This window comes from Caballeronia zhejiangensis (assembly GCF_000698575.1).
GTDB classification, from domain to species: domain Bacteria; phylum Pseudomonadota; class Gammaproteobacteria; order Burkholderiales; family Burkholderiaceae; genus Caballeronia; species Caballeronia zhejiangensis.
In genome coordinates this window covers 308,660-330,472 of record NZ_JFHD01000003.1, presented here as the reverse complement: position 1 = coordinate 330,472, position 21,813 = coordinate 308,660, and the positions used below count along the sequence as shown (strand labels likewise).

General features: G+C 61.2%; 15 protein-coding genes. 8 read left to right on the top strand and 7 right to left on the bottom strand.

The features are described 5' to 3' along the window. Nucleotides 1–227: 227 nt before the first annotated feature. Together BG60_RS07440 and BG60_RS07435 are read left to right on the top strand one after the other, a co-directional pair. Nucleotides 228–1,700, top strand: coding sequence for a circularly permuted type 2 ATP-grasp protein (locus BG60_RS07440; protein WP_008347805.1), 1,473 nt, complete (start codon nt 228–230; stop codon nt 1,698–1,700). 60 nt (nt 1,701–1,760) lie between these two features. After that, complete coding sequence (locus BG60_RS07435; RefSeq protein WP_008347806.1) at nt 1,761–2,756, top strand: alpha-E domain-containing protein; 996 nt, start codon at nt 1,761–1,763, stop codon at nt 2,754–2,756. A 10-nt stretch (nt 2,757–2,766) separates the two neighbouring features. Here the strand turns inward: BG60_RS07435 and BG60_RS07430 are convergent, their stop codons facing one another. After that, nucleotides 2,767–3,837 carry a zinc-binding metallopeptidase family protein gene (locus tag BG60_RS07430; protein WP_008347807.1) on the bottom strand — a complete coding sequence of 357 codons (1,071 nt, stop codon included), beginning with the start codon at nt 3,835–3,837 and terminating at the stop codon, nt 2,767–2,769. Nucleotides 3,838–4,002: 165 nt separating this feature from the next. On the opposite strand from BG60_RS07430, the gene BG60_RS07425 reads away from it, so the two are divergent. From BG60_RS07425 to BG60_RS07410, 4 genes are all read left to right on the top strand, one after another. Beyond that, nucleotides 4,003–7,437, top strand: a complete 3,435-nt coding sequence (locus BG60_RS07425) for a transglutaminase family protein (RefSeq protein WP_008347808.1) — start codon at nt 4,003–4,005, stop codon at nt 7,435–7,437. 37 nt (nt 7,438–7,474) lie between these two features. Then, a complete protein-coding gene (locus BG60_RS07420; protein ID WP_008347809.1) occupies nt 7,475–10,099 on the top strand; it encodes a circularly permuted type 2 ATP-grasp protein in 2,625 nt (874 codons plus the stop codon). Next, the gene (locus BG60_RS07415) at nt 10,096–10,992 is read left to right on the top strand and encodes a transglutaminase family protein (RefSeq protein ID WP_008347810.1); all 897 of its coding nucleotides are present in this window, start codon (nt 10,096–10,098) and stop codon (nt 10,990–10,992) included. The genes BG60_RS07420 and BG60_RS07415 overlap by 4 nt, the downstream gene beginning before the upstream one ends. A 115-nt stretch (nt 10,993–11,107) precedes the next feature. Continuing rightward, nucleotides 11,108–12,085, top strand: a complete 978-nt coding sequence (locus tag BG60_RS07410) for an aldo/keto reductase (protein ID WP_008347811.1) — start codon at nt 11,108–11,110, stop codon at nt 12,083–12,085. A 6-nt stretch (nt 12,086–12,091) separates the two neighbouring features. Here the strand turns inward: BG60_RS07410 and BG60_RS07405 are convergent, their stop codons facing one another. From BG60_RS07405 to BG60_RS07395, 3 genes are all read right to left on the bottom strand, one after another. Then, the gene (locus BG60_RS07405; RefSeq protein ID WP_034470988.1) at nt 12,092–13,648 is read right to left on the bottom strand and encodes a phospholipase D family protein; all 1,557 of its coding nucleotides are present in this window, start codon (nt 13,646–13,648) and stop codon (nt 12,092–12,094) included. A 27-nt stretch (nt 13,649–13,675) separates the two neighbouring features. Beyond that, on the bottom strand, nt 13,676–15,016 hold the full coding sequence (locus tag BG60_RS07400) for a TAXI family TRAP transporter solute-binding subunit (RefSeq protein WP_404989960.1): 1,341 nt from the start codon (nt 15,014–15,016) through the stop codon (nt 13,676–13,678). A gap of 171 nt (nt 15,017–15,187) precedes the next feature. Next, on the bottom strand, nt 15,188–16,177 hold the full coding sequence (locus tag BG60_RS07395) for a hypothetical protein (protein ID WP_008347816.1): 990 nt from the start codon (nt 16,175–16,177) through the stop codon (nt 15,188–15,190). A 334-nt stretch (nt 16,178–16,511) separates the two neighbouring features. On the opposite strand from BG60_RS07395, the gene BG60_RS07390 reads away from it, so the two are divergent. Continuing rightward, the gene (locus tag BG60_RS07390; protein ID WP_033536257.1) at nt 16,512–17,465 is read left to right on the top strand and encodes a D-2-hydroxyacid dehydrogenase family protein; all 954 of its coding nucleotides are present in this window, start codon (nt 16,512–16,514) and stop codon (nt 17,463–17,465) included. 1 nt (nt 17,466) lies between these two features. Here BG60_RS07390 and BG60_RS07385 read toward each other — a convergent pair whose 3' ends face one another. Further along, nucleotides 17,467–18,021, bottom strand: a complete 555-nt coding sequence (locus BG60_RS07385; protein WP_034470986.1) for a TetR/AcrR family transcriptional regulator — start codon at nt 18,019–18,021, stop codon at nt 17,467–17,469. A 63-nt stretch (nt 18,022–18,084) separates the two neighbouring features. Next, a complete protein-coding gene (locus BG60_RS07380; RefSeq protein WP_008347819.1) occupies nt 18,085–18,510 on the bottom strand; it encodes a hypothetical protein in 426 nt (141 codons plus the stop codon). 145 nt (nt 18,511–18,655) lie between these two features. Here BG60_RS07380 and BG60_RS07375 point away from each other — a divergent pair, with 145 nt between their 5' ends. Beyond that, the gene (locus BG60_RS07375) at nt 18,656–19,765 is read left to right on the top strand and encodes a peptidyl-alpha-hydroxyglycine alpha-amidating lyase family protein (protein WP_008347820.1); all 1,110 of its coding nucleotides are present in this window, start codon (nt 18,656–18,658) and stop codon (nt 19,763–19,765) included. Between the two features lie 5 nt (nt 19,766–19,770). On the opposite strand, the gene BG60_RS07370 is transcribed toward BG60_RS07375, so the two are convergent. Continuing rightward, the gene (locus BG60_RS07370) at nt 19,771–21,741 is read right to left on the bottom strand and encodes an MFS transporter (RefSeq protein ID WP_008347821.1); all 1,971 of its coding nucleotides are present in this window, start codon (nt 21,739–21,741) and stop codon (nt 19,771–19,773) included. Nucleotides 21,742–21,813 lie beyond the last annotated feature (72 nt).

The window sequence follows — 21,813 nt, the reverse complement described above, 5'->3', positions numbered from 1 at the left end:
CGAAGTTGCTTTTTCTGCATCGGCACTGGGCTGCCCGCGCAATCGATGCTTCACACAGCAATGGTGTGACGGATAAGTGAGCATCGCGCTTCGAGGTCGCCTATCGACGTACCATGCGGTCGGGTGCGTCGCGTCTTTCGGGCTCTTCAAGCGTTTGCGAGTGCAACCAGAAATACGAGCGAAGGGGAATCGACGCCCCGGCATGCACTTCATTTGGAAGACCGGCTATGACGCAAGCATTCTTCAACGAGATGTTCGAGCGCAGCGATCTGGAGGCGCGCGGGTTGCCGGCGGTGGCATTTCGCGGCGTGGGTGATCCACGCACGCATTACCGCGATTTCATGGCCTGGCTTTCCGCTCAAAGCGAGCAGCAGATCGATCTCAAACGCGCCGAAGCGGATCTCAACTTCAGGCGTGTCGGCATAACCTTCGCGGTCTACGGAACGAGCGATCTGCCCGGCATCATTCCGGAGCGCACGATTCCATTCGATGTCATTCCGCGCATCTTCCCCGCCGATGAATGGCGCGCGTTGGAGCGCGGCCTGCGGCAGCGCGTGAACGCGCTCAACCGCTTCATCCACGATATCTATCATCAGCAGGACATCATTCGCGCGGGCATCATTCCCGAGGCGCAGATACTCGGCAACGCTCAATATCGTCCCGAGATGCGTGGCGTCGATGTTGCGCGCGATATTTACGCGCACATCGCGGGCATCGATATCGTGCGAGCCGGGCAGGGTGAGTTTTATGTGCTCGAAGATAACTTGCGCGTGCCATCGGGCGTTTCGTACATGCTCGAAAACCGCAAGATGATGATGCGGCTATTTCCCGATCTATTCGCGCGCAATCGCGTGGCGCCGGTGGCGCACTATCCGGACTTGCTGCTCGATACCTTGCGCGCGGCCGCGCCCGCGGCAGTCGAAAATCCGACCATCGTCGTGATGACACCGGGGATGTATAACTCGGCTTATTTCGAGCACGCGTTTCTGGCGCAGCAGATGGGCGTCGAACTCGTCGAAGGGCAGGATCTCTTTGTCGAGAACGATTATCTGTATATGCGTACGACACAAGGGCCGCAGCGCGTCGACGTGATCTATCGCCGCATCGACGATGATTTTCTCGACCCGCTCGTGTTCCGGCCGGATTCCGCGCTCGGCGTGCCGGGTTTGATCGGTGCATACCGCGCGGGTAACGTCTCGTTATGCAACGCGGTGGGGACGGGCATCGCGGACGATAAATCGATCTATCCGTATGTGCCGGACATGGTGCGCTTTTATCTCGGCGAAGAGCCGATTCTCAACAATGTGCCGACGTGGATGTGCCGCAAGCCGGATGATCTGAAGTATGTGCTCGACCATCTTCCCGAACTCGTCGTAAAGGAGACGCATGGCGCGGGCGGTTACGGCATGCTGGTCGGCCCGGCTTCGACCGCGGCGCAGATTGCCGAGTTTCGTGCTGTGCTCGAAGCGCATCCGGAGAAGTACATCGCGCAGCCGACGCTCGCACTTTCCACCTGTCCGACATATGTGGAGACAGGAATCGCGCCGCGTCACATCGATCTGCGTCCGTTCGTGCTATCGGGCACTGAAGTGCGAATGGTGCCGGGAGGCCTGACGCGGGTTGCATTGCGGGAAGGTTCGCTCGTCGTGAATTCATCGCAAGGCGGTGGCACAAAAGATACGTGGGTACTCGAGCGCTGAGGTCAGTCATAAATAAAGCGCTGCGTCACCAAAGACAACGACAAACAACCGGGATCACCCATGCTGAGCCGTACCGCGGATCATCTCTTCTGGATGGCGCGCTATACCGAACGCGCCGAAAACACCGCCCGGATGCTCGATGCGAACTATCAGCTCTCGCTTTTGCCGCAGTCCGATGAGTATGCGGAACTGGGATGGCGCGCGATGTTGTCGATATCGGAATTGAGCGGAATTTATTCAGCCGCGCATCACGGCATGAAAAGCCGCGACGTGATCGACTTCATGGCCCGCGATCTGTCGAATCCTTCGTCCATCGTCAGTTGTTTGCGTGCTGCACGCGAAAATGCGCGGGCCGTGCGCAGTTCGACCAACAGCGAGTTATGGGAATCGCTCAACACGACGTGGCTCGACTGTCAGCGCATGCTTGCCGACGGCATTCTCGAGCGCGAACCCTATACGTTCTTCGAATGGGTGAAGTTCCGCTCGCATCTTTCGCGCGGCGTGCAGCTCGGCACGCTCGTAAAGGACGATGCGTTCTATTTCATGCGTCTCGGCACTTTCATCGAACGGGCGGACAATACAGCGCGCATTCTCGACGTCAAGTTTGAAATGATGGAACAGCGCGCGGATACTTCCGCACAGCCGTTCGATTATCACCATTGGGTGGCAGTGCTCGGTTCGGTATCGGGTTTTGAGGTGTATCGCCGCGTTTATCGCGATGTCATTACGCCCGAACGCGTGGCGGGGCTGCTGATTCTTTATGGCGACTGGCCGCGTTCCCTTGCAGCGAGCATCGCAGAAGTGGAGCAGTTGATCGGCCACGTGACGAAAGGGCGGGATACGGAAGCGGCGAGGCTCGCCGCGCAATTGAGTTCGGAACTGAAGAACGGGCGCATCGTCGACATCCTGAAAGGCGGATTGCACGCTTATCTCGTGGATTTCCTCGCGCGCGTGAACGATCTCGCAGGCCGTGTGAGCCGCGACTTTCTGTTGCCGATCGAGCCGGAACCGCCGATGCAATCGCAAACGCAGTCGCAGTCGCAAAGCAAAGGCTGAGCGCGTGCGTTCAGCGCTTGGCCGCCGCCGCGACGACACGATGCACGAAGCGGAGCTTGTCGATGACAGGCGGCGCGAGCGTGAACGGATAGCCGTCGGGCATGCCGAGGCTGCGATTCAGGCTATTCAGGACATAAGTGAGTGGAAACCAGCGTTTCATGAGGTTATCAAACGTGGTTTCGTCGACGGGCGTCTGATCGGTAAGCGTCGGCTCGTGCGGACTATCGGGCACGAGCACGAGGCCGCACGATACGGCGGTATCGAGCGTGTCGACGATATGCAGATAATGCGCCCAGGTCTCCGCCCAGTCTTCCCACGGATGCATCGTGGCGTAGGCACTGATGAAGTTGTCTTCCCATTGAGCGGGCGGACCTTCCTGGTAATGGCGGTCGAGTGCGGCGGCGTAGTCGGCTTGTTCGTCGCCGAATGCAGTGCGAAACGGTGCGATGCGGGCGGTGTCCGCGATCAGGCGATCAAAGAAGTAATGCCCGGATTCATGACGGAAATGACCGAGCAAGGTGCGATACGGCTCGTGAAGCGCAGAGCGCGTTTTCTCGCGATGAGCATCGTCAGCTTCAGCGATGTTGAGCGTGATGATGCCGTTGTTATGGCCCGTCATTACGCCATGGCCTTGCGCATCGGCTTCGAGAAACTGGAATTCGAGGCCGCGCTCGGGATCTTCCTGACGCGACCTCACGGGCAGGCCCAACTCGGAAAACGTGTACAGCAGGCGGCGCTTCGCGGCTTCGATGCGATACCAGTAGACGCGGTTTTCCGGATTCGAGAGGTTGGGAATGGTGCTCGTCAATTGGCACGAGCAGCACAGCGGGTCGGCCGGATCGACGTCGGGCGCAGGAACGACCCAGTTGCAGACATTTTCGACCACGTAGTTATGGCACGGCCGATAGAGGAGATCTTTGGCGAGCGGATGCAGGCTGCGCCAGCGACCGTCCCCGTTTTCTTCGAAGGCGCTGATCTGACTGATCTCGGGCACATAGCCGAGCCGCGCGCCGCAGTTTTCGCAATGCGTGTTCTCGAAGAACACGAGCTGGTTGCAGCGATTGCAGTGAAAGGTCTTCATCGTGTGGTCGGCGGAAGTGTTATTGCGCGAGGTTCAGTGTGCGCGCTATCGGCGAAGCAGTCGCAAACATCGTGCCGTAGTCAGAACGTTTTTTCCATGACAAGCAGAAAAACGCGTTGCAGCGCGGCTTGTGTGCGCGGCGTCAATTGAGCAAAGGAGTCCGGTGTGTCCATTCGTGTCGCGTTGAACCATGTCACGCACTATCGCTATGACCGGCTCGTCGGTCTTTCGCCGCAAGTCGTGCGCTTGCGGCCTGCGCCCCATTGCCGGACGCCGATCGTGTCGTATTCGATGCGTGTCGAGCCAGAGGATCATTTCATCAACTGGCAGCAGGACGCGTTCGCGAACTATCAGGCGCGACTGGTTTTCCCCGAGAAAACGCGCGAATTCAAGGTAACGGTCGATCTCGTTGCGGAAATGGCCGTCTATAACCCGTTCGACTTTTTTCTCGAACCGGCCGCCGAAAAGTTTCCATTCAGCTATGCGCCAGAATTGCTGCATGATCTCGCGCCTTACATGGTCAAGCGTGAGCCGACTCCGCGCTTTGCCGCATTTGTCGAAAGTATCGATCGCTCCCCGCGCGCGACGATCGATTTTCTCGTCGAATTGAATCAAAGGCTATCCCACGAGATTCGCTATCTGATCCGCATGGAGCCGGGCGTGCAGACGCCCGAGGAAACGCTTGAAAGCGCGGCGGGTTCGTGCCGGGATTCGGGCTGGCTACTCGTGGAAACGCTGCGTCATCTCGGGCTGGCGGCGCGCTTCGTGTCGGGCTATCTGTTGCAGCTCGCACCGGATACCAAATCGCTCGATGGCCCGAGCGGCACCGAAGTGGACTTCACCGACCTGCACGCGTGGTGCGAAGTGTTCCTGCCTGGAGCGGGCTGGATAGGCTTCGATCCTACTTCCGGCCTGCTCGCCGGCGAAGGACATATTCCGGTCGCGTGCACGCCGGAGCCGGACAGTGCGGCACCGGTCTCTGGCGCGATTGACAAATGCGAAGTCGAATTCGTTCATGCGATGTCGATCGAGCGCGTGCTCGAAACGCCGCGCGTGACGAAGCCTTATAGCGAGGAAGACTGGAACGCGGTGCTGCGTATGGGCGAGCAGGTGGATGCGCGATTGAATGCATCCGATGTGCGTCTCACCATGGGTGGCGAGCCGACTTATGTTTCGGTTCGCGATCGCGATGAACCGGAATGGAACACCGATGCGCTGGGCCCGACGAAGCGCGCCTACGCCGTTTCGCTGATGGACAAGCTGCGCGCGCAGTACGGCGCAAGCGGCTTCCTGCACATCGGACAGGGCAAGTGGTATCCGGGCGAGCAATTGCCGCGCTGGGCGCTGTCGCTTTTCTGGCGCGCGGATGGCGAACCGTGCTGGCACGATCCGTCGCTTTTTGCGGACGAGCGGCAGCCCGCGTCTTACACATCGGATGACGCCGCGCGCTTCATTCGTCATCTCGCTGGCAAGTTGTCTTTGGATTCAAAATACATTCAACCCGCCTACGAGGATACGTGGTACTACCTGTGGCGCGAACGCCGCTTGCCGGTGAACGTCGATCCTTTCGACTCGCGTCTGGACGACGAACTCGAGCGCGCCCGGCTGCGGCGTGTGTTCGATGCAGGACTTCCGTCGATTACGGGCTACGCGCTGCCGATTTCGCGCGAAGACGCCCCCACGATGCAGCCGGGCCGCTGGACCAGCGGTCCGTGGTTCTTCCGCGACGAGCGCATGTACCTGATTCCGGGCGATTCGCCGATGGGCTACCGTTTGCCGCTCGACTCGCTGCCGTGGGTTTCGGAAGGCGATTATCCGTGGCAGCACGCGCACGATCCGTTCGCGCCGTCGACGCCATTGCGCACCGCGACTGAATTACGCATGCAATATGCGGATTTGGATAATGAATCGCGCATGCAAAATGCCGATGCGGTCGGAACGCGGCATGCAATGGCAACGGGTCCGTCGCGGGAGCGCGTCCCGCAACGCGGCGAGTCGGCTGGCTGGATCGCGCGGACCGCTGTGTGCGTGGAAGCGCGTGACCCCGCGCGCGCGGCCGGTCCGAAAGCGGAAGCCGACGCCCTCGAAAAGCTCGGCAACGGCAACAAGCTGATGCATGTCTTCATGCCGCCGCTCACCGAACTCGACGACTATCTCGATCTGCTTGCGGCCATCGAAGCCACGGCTTCCGATCTGAAGATTCCGGTCATTGTCGAAGGCTATCCGCCGCCGCGCGATGCGCGTCTCAAGATGCTCCAGGTGACGCCGGATCCGGGCGTGATCGAGGTGAACATTCATCCGGCTGCGAACTGGAACGATCTTGTCGAACACACGGAGTTCTTGTACAACGCGGCGCACGAGTCGTATTTAAGCCCCGAGAAATTCATGCTCGATGGCCGGCACACCGGCACCGGCGGCGGCAATCACTTCGTGCTTGGCGGTGCGACACCCGCCGACAGTCCATTCCTTCGTCGCCCCGATCTGCTTGCGAGCCTGATCGCGTACTGGCATAACCATCCATCGCTGTCGATGCTGTTTTCAGGGCTTTTTATCGGTCCGACGAGTCAGGCGCCGCGCGTCGACGAAGCACGCAACGATCAGGTCTATGAACTCGAGATCGCGTTCGCCGAACTGCAAAGACAACTCGACATGCTCGGCGGACGCGGCAATGCCACTGTGCCGCCGTGGCTTATCGACCGCATTTTGCGCAACATCCTGATCGACGTAACGGGCAACACGCACCGCGCGGAGTTTTGCATCGACAAGCTGTATTCGCCCGACGGACCCACTGGCCGGCTCGGCCTGCTCGAACTGCGCGGCTTCGAAATGCCGCCGCACGCGCGCATGAGTCTCGTGCAACAACTGTTGTTGCGCGCGCTCGTTGCACGATTTTGGAACGCCCCCTATACCGCGCGACTCACGCGCTGGGGCACCGAACTGCATGACCGGTTCATGCTCGGCACTTTCGTGCAAATGGATTTCGACGACGTGCTCAGCGAGTTGCGCGAAGCGGGCTTCGCATTCGAGCGAAGCTGGTTCGCGCCGCATTTCGAGTTCCGCTTCCCACTCGTCGGCGCATACGATACGAACGGCATCGCGCTCACGATCCGCAATGCACTCGAACCGTGGCACGTCATGGGCGAAGAGGGCGCGATCGGCGGCACGGTGCGTTTCGTCGATTCATCCGTCGAACGTCTCGAAGTGCGCGTGCTCGGACTGAATGGCAATCGGCATGTCGTAACTGTCAATGGCGAGACGCTGCCGCTGCAACCTACAGGGCGCGTAAGCGAATACGTGGCCGGCGTGCGCTTTCGCGCGTGGTCGCAAGCCGCATCCCTGCATCCGACCATCGACGTACATGCGCCGCTTACCTTCGATATCGTCGATACATGGACCGGACGCGCGATCGGGGGATGTCAGTACCACGTCGCGCATCCGGGCGGACGCAACTATCAAACCTTCCCGGTCAACGCCTATGAAGCCGAAAGCCGCAGGCGCGCACGCTTCTTCGCGACAGGACACACGCCCGGTGCGATGCATGTCGAAGCCCGCGAACGCAGCCTCGAATTCCCGTTCACGCTCGACCTGCGCTATCGTTGAAGTGCAATCATCATTCGAATAAAGAACAGAGACGACATTGGCCTATCAATCGACCTTGCCTTTCGACATCGCCTCGGCCCGCATCGATGCGCTCGCGCTGCTGCGCACGCTGCCCGCGCGCGAAGGGCATTGGGACGAATTGCGCGACGCGGCAGGCCAGTTGCGTGAGCCCTGGCGTCAGTTTTTCGAATTGCTCGGCGAGCAGGGCGTCGAGCGGCTCGACGATGGCGTCGCCGCCGTCGCGCAGCAGGTGCGCGACAACGACATCACGTACAACGTGTATGCCGATAACGGCAAGCCGCGTGCGTGGTCGCTCGATCTCCTGCCGCTCATCATCGATGAAGAAGAGTGGGCGCTGATCGAGCGCGGCGTTGCGCAACGCGCGCGCTTGATGGAAGCGATCGTCGCGGATGTCTATGGTCCGCAGACATTGCTGCATCGCGGCCTGCTGCCGGGCGCGCTCGTCTTCGGGCATCCCGGCTACTTGCGCGCGGTGAAGGGTTTCATGCCGCCGTGCGGCCGCTTTCTGCAGATCGTCGCTGTCGATCTCGCGCGCGCGCCATCCGGCTCGTGGACGGTCATCGCGCATCGCACCGAAGTGCCTTCCGGTTTGGGTTATGCGCTCGAAAACAGATTGATCGTCTCGAGCCTCTTCGCCGATCCCTTTCGCGCGATGCATGTGAGCCGTCTCGCGGCGACCTATTCGCAACTCATCGCGACGATCGCGCAAGCGGCTCGCGCGACGATGCACGATGACGACGACGGCCGCAGCGATGCATCGAACGATGCGCCGCATATCGCGTTGCTGAGTCCCGGCCCATTCAGCGAGACTTACTTCGAGCATGTGTTTCTCGCGCGATATCTGGGCGTGACGCTCGTCGAAGGCAAGGACCTCACGGTGCGGCACGACAAGCTCTATCTGAAGACGCTTGCCGGCCTGTCGCGCGTGCACGCAGTGATACGGCGTCTTGACGATGCATTCTGCGATCCCGTCGAATTGCGCGCGGACTCCACCATCGGCGTGCCCGGCTTGCTGCAGGTCATGCGTGCGGGCAATGTGATGGTGTCGAACGTGCCGGGCGCGGGCTTCACGGAATCCCCCGCGCTCAACGCGTTTTTGCCGGGCATTGCGCAAGCCTTGCTGGATGAAACTCTGGAATTGCCGACGGTGCCGACATGGTGGTGCGGCGAAGAAGCCGCGCGGTCCGAAGTATTCGAGCGCCTCGATCACGCGCTCATCGCGCCGACATGGCCTGGCGCGCAGGCCGATCACGCACCGGGCATCGATGCGGGCGTGCAGGCGCTTTCGGCATGGCGCGAACGCATCGAACGCGCGCCGGATGTCTTCACGGTGCAGGAGAATCTGCCGTTCTCCACGGCGCCGCGCTTTCATGATGGCGCGCTCGGCTCGCGTCCATGCGTGCTGCGCGCCTATGCGATCGCCAACATCGACGGAAGCTGGAGCGTGATGCCAGGCGGCTTCACGCGGCTCGCGGCCGACAAGCGCGCGACCGTGTCCATGCAGTTCGGCGGCAGCAGCGTCGATACATGGGTGATGTCGAGCCAGCCCGGTAGCGCCGTGTCGTTGCAACCGACGCCGATGAAGCCGGGCGAGCTGCGCAAGCATCGCATCGTGTCGAGCCGAGCCGCGGAGAATCTTTTCTGGGCGGGTCGTTATGGCGAGCGCGCGGAAAACAACGTGCGCTTGTGCCGCCTTCTGCTCGGCATGCTCGATGGCAACGATGCTGAAGAACTCTTTCCGACGCTCACTGAACTCGCATCGCAATGCGGACTCATCCCATCGGGCGAAACGCTCGCGCGCAGCACGCCGCAAGCGTTCGAACGTGTGCTCGTCGCGGGCTTGCCGGAATCGAGCAAAGCGACGAGCATCGGCGACAATCTCGCGGATCAGGCGCGCGCATGTGGCGAAATTCGCGACCGGCTTTCGACGGACCACTGGCGCACGATCCTCGCATCGCGCAACGACTTTCGTGATGCGCTCGCGCGTCTCTCGCCGAGCGATAAGGCAGATGAAGGCACGGTTCGCATCGGCCGCGATTACGATCGCGTGATGCTTGCAGGCGCGCTCGAACATCTTGCGACGCAATTGTCCGCAATCAGCGGCGCGCAAGGCGATCGCATGACGCGTGATGAAGCATGGCGGCTGCTCTTCATCGGAAGACATATCGAACGCGTATCGACGATGGCTACGATCCTGCATGTCGTCGCCGAGCGGGGCACGCTCGCGTCGCCCGCGGGCTTCGATCTTCTCTTGCAACTCTTCGACAGCACGCTCACGTATCGCTCGCTTTATCCGGGAAGACTCGAAGTGCCGGCGTTGATCGATCTCATCGTCGTCGATCAAACCAATCCGCGCGGACTCTATGGGGTGTACTCGCGCTTGCGTACGAAGCTCGATGAGATCGCTGCCGCAGCCGGTGGCGCACGCCGCGCACAAGCGACACGTTTCGCTGATCTTCTCGTTCACGCCGATGCGTTGCCCGATCTCACCGCGCTCTGCGAAACGCGGGCCGATGGCCGTCACGATGCGCTGATCGCGGTATGCGACCGGCTCATTGCGTCGGTCAGCGCGGCATCGAACGAAGTCAGCGCGCGCTACTTCAGTCACGCGAATACGCTTGCCGCACAGGTGTCGTCATGAGCCTTGGCCTGAACGATACCGTGCTCGCGGTCACGCATCGGACCACCTATCGATACTCGACGCCCGTCGAAATCGCGCAGCACCTGGCGACGATCCGTCCGCTGCATTGTCCCTGGCAGCAGGTTATCTCGCATACCGAGCGCATCGATCCGGTACCGTCTTATGTGCATAGCCGCGTCGATGCATTCGGCAATGACGTGTTGTACTTCTCGCTCGATGCGCCGCACGAACGGCTTTCGATGACGAGCGAAACCACGGTCCGGCTTACGCCGCGCTGGGATGCGCTCGATGCCGAAGCGACGCCGCCTTGGGAAGATGTCGCGGATCGCTTGCGCTACAGCGCGAGTGGTTCGTTCTATCCGGAAAGCGAATTCTGTTATGCGTCGCCCAATATCTCGCTCGATCATGCATTGCGCGCGTATGCGCAAGCGAGCTTCGATAAGGGCACGCCGCTCGTCGCGGGCGCCATCGATCTGATGCATCGCATTCATGCGGACTTCGACTACAAACCGTCTGCGACTGCGTTCGATACGCCCGCATCGCGTGCGTTCGAATTGCGTCATGGCGTGTGTCAGGACTTCTCGCAAGTGATGATCGGCTGCCTGCGTGCGCTTGGATTGCCTGCTCGTTATGTGAGCGGCTATCTGCGCAACGATCCGCCGCCGGGGCACCCGAGGTTGATCGGCGCCGATGCTTCGCATGCGTGGGTGTCGGTGCATTGTCCGCAAAGCGGATGGATCGACCTCGATCCGACCAATGATGTGCTCGCGGACCTCGACCATGTGACGCTCGCGACGGGGCGCGATTACAGCGATGTGTCGTTGCTGCGCGGGATGATTCTCGGCGGAGGCGCGCACCATGTGGATGTGGCGGTGAATGTGCTGGCGTTATAAGGTGCATGTCCATGCAAAGAAAGCACGCGATCCCATACTGCGTTAATGTTTAGGGCTTTCGTCGCCATGCGCAGGCTTTAGCGCATGCCTTTCGCTTTGCAAGGAGATTCGCACGATGGAATACGTGAAACTGGGCTCGACCGGTCTCGAGGTGTCGCGGCTCTGTCTTGGTTGCATGACCTACGGCGCGCCCGATCGTGGCACGCATCCCTGGACGCTCGATGAGGAAAAGAGCCGTCCGCTCATCAAGGAAGCATTGGACGCGGGCATCAATTTCTTCGACACGGCCAATACTTACTCGGACGGCACGTCGGAGGAAATCGTCGGACGTGCGCTGCGCGATTTCACGAAGCGCGACGACATCGTCATCGCGACGAAGGTATTCAATCGCATGCGTCCCGGTCCGAATGGCGCGGGGCTCTCGCGCAAGGCGATCTTCAACGAAATCGATAACAGCCTGAAGCGGCTCGGGACCGATTACGTCGATCTCTATCAGATTCATCGATGGGATTACACGACGCCGATTGAGGAAACGCTCGAAGCACTACATGATGTCGTGAAGGCGGGCAAGGCGCGTTATATCGGCGCATCGTCGATGTATGCGTGGCAGTTCAGCAAAGCGCTCTATACCTCTCGCGCGAACGGATGGACCGAGTTCAGAACGATGCAGAATCATTTGAATCTGCTGTATCGCGAGGAAGAACGCGAGATGATGCCGCTTTGCAGGGATCAGGGCATCGGCGTGTTGCCCTGGAGTCCGCTTGCGCGCGGCCGTCTCACGCGCGAATGGGACGCGACGAGCGCGCGTCAGGAATCGGATACCTTCGGCAGCACGCTGTATCGCACCGACGATGCCGATCGCGCGGTCGTCGAAGCCGTGGCTGCAGTCGCGAAGGCACGCGGCGTGCCGCGTGCGCAAGTGGCGCTCGCGTGGGTTGCGCAGAAGGCGCCAGTGAGCGCGCCGATCATCGGTGCATCGAAACCGGGACATGTGAGCGATGCGGTCGCGGCCTTATCGCTGAATCTCACGGCGGACGAGATCGCGCAACTCGAAGCACCGTATGTGCCGCATGCCGTGTCCGGTTTCAAATGACGCGACTCATAACTGCGATTCGATCGGCAAGATCCCGAGCATCCAGATCCCTGCGCGTTTGAGCGCAGACACGTCCGGCTCGCTATCGAGTTCGGTCGTGTTGCCGTTTGCGTCGGTGTCGATCCACACCATGCGTTTGCTGCCGTTGCCGTCATCGTGCAATTCGACGCGCCACGCAATGCGATCGATGTTCGTGCCGATGCCGTCAGTCACATACTCGGCCGCATCCGCGCTTTCGCAATAGACGCCGATTTCCGTGTTCAACTCAACGGAACGCGGATCGAGATTCATCGAGCCGATGAAGATGCGCTTGCGATCAAACACATATGTCTTCGCATGGAGCGACGCCTTCGACGATCCGAATGTCGTTTTCTTCGCGGTCTTGTCGGCGTCGCTCGATGCAACGGGCTTCAGCTCATATAGCCTCACGCCGGCTTCGAGCATATCCTTTCGATAGCGCTGATAGCCCGCATGCACCGCGGCGACATCGGTGGCGGCGAGAGAATTCGTGAGCACGGTGACACGCACGCCACGCGATGTCATCGATTGCAGCCATCGCACGCCTTCCTTGCGCGGGACGAAGTATGGCGACACGATCAGCATTTCCCGCGCGGGTTCGAAATCCAACGCCTTGAATTGCGACATCAGATGGCCTTCGCTGTCGCCGGGCGCGCGCGTGATCTTTGCGGGATCGTCATACAGAAGCGTGGCCTTGCCCCACGAAAAAGCCGTGTCGTGCGCCTCGATAACTTTGGTGTAACGCTCGCGAACTTGCGCGACATAGGGCGAACTCTGTTCCGACAACAAATACGTGTCGAGCTTCTGGCGATAACCGGCGAGCGCGCCGGGGTCGGCGTGACGTCGCATCAGGTTATCGATCGGATAGGCTGCATCCGAGTTCCAGTACAGGTCGAATGCGCTCGATACGTCGCGCACGACGGGGCCATGCACGAGCACATCGAGATCGCCGAACGCGACCGTGCTCGACGCGCCGAAGTATTCGTCGCCGATATTGCGTCCGCCGAGAATCGCGGCCTGGTTATCGGCGATGAGCGCCTTGTTGTGCATCCGCCGATTCACGCGAAAGAACTCGATCGCGGAGCCTAGCTTCTTGAACGTGCGATTCGATACGGGATTGAAAAGCCGCACCTGCACGTTCGGATGCGAAGCGAGCGCGAGCAGGAACTGATCGTCCGCATTGGTGCCGAGGTCGTCGAGCAGGAGGCGCACGCGCACGCCGCGATCGGCGGCGCGCATGATCGATGCGGCCATTTCGCGGCCAGTCAGATCGTCGTGCCAGATGTAGTACTGGAGGTCGAGCGTGCGCTCCGCGGCTTCACTCAGAATCACGCGCGCGATGAGCGCGTCCATGCCGTTCGCTAGCAAATGAAACGCATTGTCGCCAGGATGCGCCGCTTCGCTCGCTGCGAAGGTCGTGCCGAGGCGCGTGTTCGCGGTGTCGGCCAGTGCATGCGTTTGCACGCGTGCCGTCTGCGGCGGAAGGCTCGCGCATGCGCTCATCAACAGTGTCAAAGCAAAGGCGATCCAAGTGCGAAGTTTCATTGCGTGACCTCAATTACGGAGTCCGTACTATGCCATGTTCTTTTCCTTCCGCGAATTTTCGTTCAAACGCGCGCGCACGAAGCTGACATGCTCGCGCAGCACATAGAGTGCATCGGCGTAGGCGAGCGGCAGCTTGAGCGTATCGAGCGATTCCTCGATGTAATCGAGTTCGATGACGAGCGCCCGCCGTTCGTCTTCGCTGGTGACGCGCATCGCGCCGCGTTCCACCGCGATCAGCGCACCGTAGTAGCGATAGATGCGCGAGCGCACGCGCCAGCGATACAGCGCGGGCACGAGCCGCAGCGCAGGAAAGATGAGCACGGCGACCGGGAGCAACAGCACAAGGGCGCGGTCCGCGATATTCGCGAGCCAGAACGGCAGCGTGCGATAGAGGAAGCTCTTGCCCGAGCGGTAATAGCGGCTCGCGTCTTCGCTGATCGGATACTCATGCGCGACGGGACTCGGAAATTGCCCCGCGCGTTGCAGCAGACCGGCAGAGCCGTGCACTTCCTGCGCGGCTTCGATGAGCAAGTCCGATAGCGCCGGATGCAGGCTTGGCCGCGCGACGAGTTCGACCGTGGGGCTGATCAGATGCACGGTCTCTGGCGGGATGCGGCGGCCGAGATCGAGCACACCGGGCGGCAATTCGATATCGTCGAGATAGGGAAAAAGACGCGTATAGGCGCCCGATTCCTTGAAGTCCATCACCGAGATGCCGGGCACGCGCAAGAGGCGCAACATCAGGCCGCGCGTTGCGGAATCGCCGGAGAGAAACACTGCGTCGGCCTCGTTGCTGACGAGTTGCGTCGCGGCTTGCAGGCCGTCGCTCGGAAGAAGCTGCGTGTCGCCGCCAGGATAGATGCCGTTCGCTTCCAGCAGCTTGAGCGACAGCGTGCGCGTGCCGCTGCCTTCGCGGCCTATCGCGATGCGCTTGCCTTCCAGTTGCGAGAGGAGGGTGAGACCCTTGCCTCGATAGAACACGACAAGCGGCACATACGACACGCTGCCGAGCGACATCAGTTGCGATGCCTGTTCCTTCGTCGCGATCCCGCCTTGCACGAGCGCGAGGTCGACGTGCTGCTTCGGATCGAGCAAGCGTTCGAGATTTTGCACGGAGCCATCCGAAGGCAGCACCTTCAGCGTGATGCCGTTACGCGCGAGCAGTTTCGCGTATTCCTGCGAGATGACGTAGAACGAGCTGTCGGGTTGACCCGCGCTCATCGTGATGGCTTTGGGCGGCGCCGGATCGACGAGCCAGTAGACGAGCGCGACGACGATCGCAATGACCAGCAAGACAGGACCGACCGTCCATGTAATGTCATGCAGGACGCCTTTCGCATGATCGCGAGGCAGATGCGGGCGTTTCATGCGATGCCTCGTCATGAGCGTGCGTTCGTGACTGCTTGCGTGACTGGAAAGACATCGAGCATGTCGTGCCTATGTCGGAAGCGGCGTTGCTTCGCAGTGTAACGCGCGGCGCGGTCAAAACGACAAGGCCGGCTCGCATGCGGCCGGCCTTCGCTTTCAATCGATCCTCGATCAAGCCCAGTGTGCGGGAATCCAGTACCTGCCGACCCAGTGGCCCGGAATCAGGACCGCGCGATGCGGGACCACGTAGACGGTCTTCGCGGGCGGCGGGGGCGGCGCGACATACACCGTCCTGACCGGAGCCGGCGCGGGCGCGACGTACACGGTCTTGGCCGGCGGCGGAGCGACGACCACCGTCTTGGCGGGCGGCGGCGGAGGCGGTGTGACGACGACCGTCGACGAAGCGGGGGGCGGTGCGAACACCACGGTCGTCGCAGGCGGCGGGGGCGGCGGCACGATCACGGGCGCAGCGACGACGGTCGTTCCGGTGACGACCGGCGCCGTCGCGACCACCGTCGTGCTCGACGTCACCGTGCCGCCGCCGACTACCGTCGTGCTATGCGACCCGTTCGAGACCGTCGCGGTGCCCGACGTCGTGACCACGCCCGGCGCGACGCTCGTCGCGCTGCCTGAATGCGTGACGGTGCCGCCGTTGGCCGTGTTGACCGTGCCCGAGCGATTGCAGGTGTAGCCCGCGCAATTCGTCGATGCTGAGTGCGTCGACGTGTTGCCGTTCGGTCCCGTCACCGATCCCGATGACGAGTATTGGCCGGGCGCAGTACGCGTCACGGTATCGCTGCCGGTGGCGCTCTTGCCGTTCGGGCCGGTCGCGCTGCCGGTGTGCGAGCAACTGCCGCCCGCGCAGCTCGTGTCGCCCGCATGTTGCACCGAGCGGCCGTTCGGGCCGTATGCGGTGCCGGAGTTGGAGAACTGGCCCGGCGCGGTACGCGTAACGGTTCCGGAGTTGGTGCCGACGCGGCCCCATGGATTCTCGACGCCGCCCGCATGCGAGCAACTGCCGCCGCCGCACGAGCCGACGTGCGCGCCCTGATATTCGCCGCGACCGGTGTAGGCCGTGCCGCCACGAGCCCAGCCCGCGAAGGCGGAGCTGCTGCACAGCGTAAGCGCGGCGGCCGCCGCGACGACGAGCAACTTGCGCACGCGGCGCTTGCTTGAGGGCGCGTCGGAGGCGAACGCAACGTGGGCGTTTGAAGCGAAAGTCGATCTGTTTTTCACGGGATGTCCTTCTCGGTTCCTTAGGCCACGTTGCGTTTCGAGTGGCGACGGAAGTGACTATAGAGAAACGGTCTTGCGAAGTCCCGCGGTAACTTATTTCACGCCATGTCATGGCTGATGGCATCGTGCTATGCCTTATGGCACGGGCTTTTGCAGCATTTCCAATAACTTTGCGAAGTGCGCGCGCAACACGATTTCGCGCATTGCGTCACACTTGCTGCTGCCGTCCGGCTTAATCGTCATAACAATCGAAATCATCATGGCCACATCTACTCCGATCAAAGTCGCCGTTCTCGACGATTATCAGAACATCGCGCTCTCGATGGCCGACTGGTCGCCGCTCGAGGCTCGCGCTGAAATTACCGTGTTCAACGATCACATCGCGGAGCGCGGCGCGTTGCTCGAACGTCTGCGCCCCTTCGATGTTGTCTGCGCGATGCGCGAACGCACGCCGTTCTCGCGCGACATCATCGAGAGCCTGCCTAACCTTAAGCTGATTGCATCGACGGGCGCGGCGAATGCATCGATCGATCTCGATGCCGCATCCGAACGCGGCGTCGAAGTGCGGCATACGGGCTATACGTCCACACCGACGATCGAATTCACGTGGGCGCTCATTCTCTCGATGATGCGCAACATTCCCGCCGAGAATCGCTCGCTCAAGGAGGGCGGCTGGCAGATTGCGCTCGGCACCGAACTCGCGGGCAAGACACTCGGCTTGCTGGGTCTCGGTCGCGTGGGGTCGGCCGTCGGCGTGATCGGCCGCGCGTTTCGCATGAACGTGGTCGCGTGGAGCCAGAACCTCACACGTGAGCGCGCGGAAGAAAAGGGCGTGCAACTAGTGGACAAAGACACGCTCTTCAAGACCTCCGACGTGCTCTCGATTCATGTTCGCCTCAGCGAGCGCACGCAACATCTCGTCGGTGCACGGGAATTTGCGCAGATGAAGCCGACGAGCCGCATCGTCAACACGTCGCGCGGACCGATCGTCGATAGCGCCGCGCTCGTCGATGCGTTGAAGTCGGGCAAGCTCGCGGGCGCGGCAATCGACGTCTACGATGAAGAGCCGCTCGCTGCGAACGACGTGCTGCGTTCACTGCCGAACGTGCTCGCGACGCCGCATATCGGCTATGTGGCGGAAGAGTTGTATCGCACGTTTTATGGCGATACGGTGCGCAATATCGTCGAATGGCTCGATGCGCGTCAGGGTTGAATCACGACGCGCCCGATTTGTCGGATGGCAGAAGCGAGAACAACGTTTCGATAGCGGCGCTCGCGCGGCGCTTGCCATCCGCGCGGCCCATCGCGAGATCGATGACCGCAAGCCCGACGACAAGCGCATGCACCATCGACACATGTTCTTTCGTGACGGCGAGACCCATTGCTTCGAGCATGCGCGTGATGCGTACCGCGACGCCTTCCGCGAGCTCGCGAAAGAGGCTGCGAATGGTTGGCTCTTCGTCGGCGGCTTGCGCGAGCGCCATCAATACGCGCGTGTTTTCGTGGCGCATCGCGACGTTGGCGATCGATGCAGCTGTGATCTTGGGCGATCCTTCGCCCGCGAAGGCATCGACGGCGGCGAGCTGGCCATCGATGGCCGTACGCGCGACAGCTTCGATCAACGCGAGGCGCGTGGGGAAATAATAAGTCAGATGACTCTGGCGCAGACCCGCGCGTGCAGCGACGCGCGGTTGCGTGAAGCCCGAATAACCTTCTTCGCGCAGAGTGGCAAGGGCGGCTTCGAGTATGGTCTGTCGACGATCCTGCACAGGGCGCGATCCACGTTTGGTTGAATTACCAAACCTTAGCGCGGGCGATGCACGGCGTCAACCTTATGAATTGTCATACGACGGTGGTTGCGGATTATGCGCGGGGTTCGTGTCGAACTTGCGGATATCGGTGATCGCAGCGCTCGCGAGCGATCGAAGATCGGCTTCGAGCGCATCGGCGAGTGCCTTGTCATAGACTTCGTCGCCATTCACGTAGAGCGTGAACGCTTCGAGATATTTCGCTTTTTTAGCCGGGTTTTCGATGGTTTCGCGTGTCCACCGATAAAGCGGATAGTGCTCGATGCCATCCCTTTCGGCCTGCGCGACGTAATCCACGAAGGCGTCGTACTGGCATTTCAATTGAGCGTCGTGTTCGATCAGCAGCGCATTGATCGCCGCGAGCTTTTCGTTTGCCGGATCTCGACGCGCCAGCATCGCATACTCGGGCGCGAGACGGATTCGAACTTGATATTGCAAGGATTCAGTCATAACGCCCTTTTCATGTTGAAAGCTATTGATAACTTCGCGTGTGAATAATGCAGTTCATGCACTACACTTCCTCTCGCATCGCGAATCGAACAAGAGGAGAGTAACAGTGAGTCTTCGACATTCGATCTATTGCCCATGTTGCGACATGGCGCCGAACGCCGCAAGCCGCCGCCGCTTTCTTGCGCTCGCGGGTCAAAGCGCCGCCGCGCTCGCGCTCTTTCCGCATCTCGCATACGCCGATAACGACGTACCGTCCATCGCCTACGATTCCGTCCCCGACCCTGTACGCCTGCCTCGCGATATGTACTTCGGCGAATGCTCCGGCGTGGCGTTGAATTCGGCCGGGCATATCTTCGTGTTATCCCGCGGCAATAGCACGGGTCCCGCTTATGGCGCCGCCGCCGCGCAACTGCTCGAATTCGATCGCAATGGACGCTTCGTGCGCGAAATCGGCCATAACCTTTATGCCTGGTCGTTCGCCCATACTGTGAAAGTGGATCGGCAAGACAATGTCTGGGTAACGGACAAGGGCTCGGACATGATCATCAAGTTCACGCCTGAAGGCCGCGTCGCGATGGTGTTCGGTCGCAAGCAGGAAGCGTCGGACGAAGAGACTGCGCCGCTCAAGCATCCGAATCCGCCGCTGCCTTCGGAGCCGGGGCGTTTCCGGCAAGTCACCGACGTCGCGTGGGACGCATCGGGAAATACCTATATCAGCGACGGATACATCAACTCGCGCGTCGCGAAGGTCGACAAGGACGGCAACTGGCTCAAGTCGTGGGGCGAGCGCGGGAAGGAGCCGGGGCAATTCCATACGCCGCATAGCATTGCTGTCGATAGAAACGGGCTTGTCTATGTCGCCGATCGAAGCAACCGGCGCATTCAGGTATTCGACGACGAAGGCAATTTTCAGCGGCAATTCACGATCGATGTACCCGTGCCGCCCGATGCGCGTCCGGCTATCGGCAACATGCCCGACGAAGCGGCGATAGCAGCGGGAACATTTGCGCCGGGTTCACCTTGGGCCATTTGCATTTCGCCGGGGCCGAATCAAGTGCTGTATTCCGCCGATGCGTTTCCCGGCCGGATTTACAAGTTATCGCTCGACGGAAGATTGCTCGGCGTACTCGGACGATCCGGCAAGCAATTGAAGCAGTTCGGATGGATTCATGAAATGGCGTGTCCTTCAGAAGGCACTTTGTTCGTCGCGGAGTTGCTCAATTGGCGCGTGCAGAAGCTCCTACTGCATGGGTGATCGCATCACTGCTTCGAGGGCTTGGATCGCATCGACATAATGGGCTTGGGCTGCGCGTCGCATCGATCTTCGCGCCACGCGCGCAACGTATCGAGCGCGACGGAATTGCGCACATAGCGATGCCACACGAATGCGAGATCGAAGATCAGGATCGCGAGCCACCACGCATAGAGAAAGAAAGCGCCACCAAGCACGACGGGCCACAAGGGTTTGCCCGCGAGATCGCCCCATAGTCTGACGCCCACGATCAGCACCATCATCAGCGTGCCGAGCGCGACGAGAATACGCCGTCCCCAGTGCGGTTTGCGCGGCGCGAGCCAGCCGCTTATTGCGCAGACGAGGCCCGCAAGTACGAAGACCGCCTTGCCGACGACAGGATCGGCGCTATCGCGATGCAGGATATCGGCGAACGGGCTCGCGAGAAAAGCCGCCACGCCGCTCAACAGCACGAACCAGAAGATCAGCGCACCTGCGACGAACGACAGTAGCGCGACGATGCGCCAACGCAGCCATGCGGCCGTGCGATTTGTGCCTCGCGCCTTGACGAGACGCGGAAGGCGTGCGGCAACCGTCGTTCCCATCAAAAGGCAGGCGAGCGCGAACACCGAGCGCGTGAGATAGATGAATTCGGGCGCGGTGCTCGTGCCGCCCGCGCCCGAATCGGAAGTTGCGGTGACAGCTTTATAGATGAAGAACACCGCGAGCAGATGCAGCGCGAAGCTCAGAAGATAAGGAATTGCCGTGCTCACGATGCCGCGAAAATGCCTGTTTTGAGGGGTTTTCGCGGTGCTTCGGTCGAGCACGACGTTCTCGATGAAGTGGCCGAAGACATCGCCGTCGGTCCAGTAATCGGTGTGCGCTTTCCCCGGCAGCCAGTAGCGCGAAAAGCCAATGTCATGCACCGGCTCGAATTCGAATGCGAGACAACCATGACGACCGAGATAGGCGCGCGCCGTATCGAGTGCGAAGCCGACGGGATCGCCGAAGTCATAATAGTTGCGCCACCTGATGCGTGAAGGCAGCGTGATCGGGCCGCCTGGACGCTCGATCTGCGTGACGGCATCGCCCTTGCGTTCGCTCCTTAGCGCCATGCCTTCCCATAGCTTCGGCCATAAAAGGATGTGCTTGTCGATCGGCGAGCCGATGGTCATGAAGCCACGCAGACTCTGCACCCAGTCAGTACCGATGATCTGCTTGCCGTCCTTCGGGTCGATGACGGTCGGTCTCGATAGCGCCTGCAGGATGCCGAGAAAACTGATCACGGTCCCTTCGCTATGCGCGACGATATACACCTCGGGCGCACACTGACAACGCGCGGTGGCGAGCGCGACAAGCCGCTCCATCACACGATGAAAGCGAAAGACGATGGTCTCTCGATGCTGCCTGAAATCCGCGACGAGCTGCACGTCGCCGACATAATCGCGCAGCATCGGCGCGAGATCGAACTTGAAAATGCCGGCTTTCTCCGTCACCGCGAGCAGGCTTTGCATGACGGCCACCGTTTCGACGATCTCTTCGACGACGCCCGACGCGAGCGAAAAGTCCGCGGGTTCGAGCTTGCGTTCATCGACGTTGAGCATGTAGGTCGCTTGCGCGCGACTCACGATCGACAGTCCCCACGCCTTGCTCTCTTCGAGCGTGTCGTCCTGCTTCACGACTTCGCGCGGAATGTCGGCCCAATACACTTCCGCGAAACCGAGCGCCGAATAGAAGTCGCGTTGCTCCGCGGTATAGGGACCGCCCGGCGGCAGATCGAGCTGGCGCACGTCGACTTCGCCGACGCCCGCGATATCGAAGTAGCCGAGTGGCATCACGGGAAGCGGCGGGTCATAACGCGCGCCGAACTGGCTCGCGACCGAGCGCACCGTGTCACTGTGCAACTGATTGCCGATGCCGTGTATCGCGACGACGATCTTCTGCACGCGCGGCGCTGTCGGCAGTTCGGGCGCGGGCGTCGTTTGCGATGATGCGTCCATGAGCGTCTCCCGATGACGGTTCGTCAGCGCTTTTCACGTACACGGCTTTGCGGCTTCGGCAGCGGCCCGGCC

Bases quoted from the DNA above. Each gene is read 5' to 3' on its own strand.
- BG60_RS07440 (WP_008347805.1), top strand. From the start codon at position 228: ATGACGCAAGCATTCTTCAACGAGATGTTCGAGCGCAGCGATCTGGAG.
- BG60_RS07435 (WP_008347806.1), top strand. From the start codon at position 1,761: ATGCTGAGCCGTACCGCGGATCATCTCTTCTGGATGGCGCGCTATACC.
- BG60_RS07430 (WP_008347807.1), bottom strand. From the start codon at position 3,837: ATGAAGACCTTTCACTGCAATCGCTGCAACCAGCTCGTGTTCTTCGAG.
- BG60_RS07415 (WP_008347810.1), top strand. From the start codon at position 10,096: ATGAGCCTTGGCCTGAACGATACCGTGCTCGCGGTCACGCATCGGACC.
- BG60_RS07410 (WP_008347811.1), top strand. From the start codon at position 11,108: ATGGAATACGTGAAACTGGGCTCGACCGGTCTCGAGGTGTCGCGGCTC.
- BG60_RS07405 (WP_034470988.1), bottom strand. From the start codon at position 13,648: ATGAAACTTCGCACTTGGATCGCCTTTGCTTTGACACTGTTGATGAGC.
- BG60_RS07400 (WP_404989960.1), bottom strand. From the start codon at position 15,016: ATGAAACGCCCGCATCTGCCTCGCGATCATGCGAAAGGCGTCCTGCAT.
- BG60_RS07390 (WP_033536257.1), top strand. From the start codon at position 16,512: ATGGCCACATCTACTCCGATCAAAGTCGCCGTTCTCGACGATTATCAG.
- BG60_RS07380 (WP_008347819.1), bottom strand. From the start codon at position 18,510: ATGACTGAATCCTTGCAATATCAAGTTCGAATCCGTCTCGCGCCCGAG.
- BG60_RS07375 (WP_008347820.1), top strand. From the start codon at position 18,656: ATGGCGCCGAACGCCGCAAGCCGCCGCCGCTTTCTTGCGCTCGCGGGT.
- BG60_RS07370 (WP_008347821.1), bottom strand. From the start codon at position 21,741: ATGGACGCATCATCGCAAACGACGCCCGCGCCCGAACTGCCGACAGCG.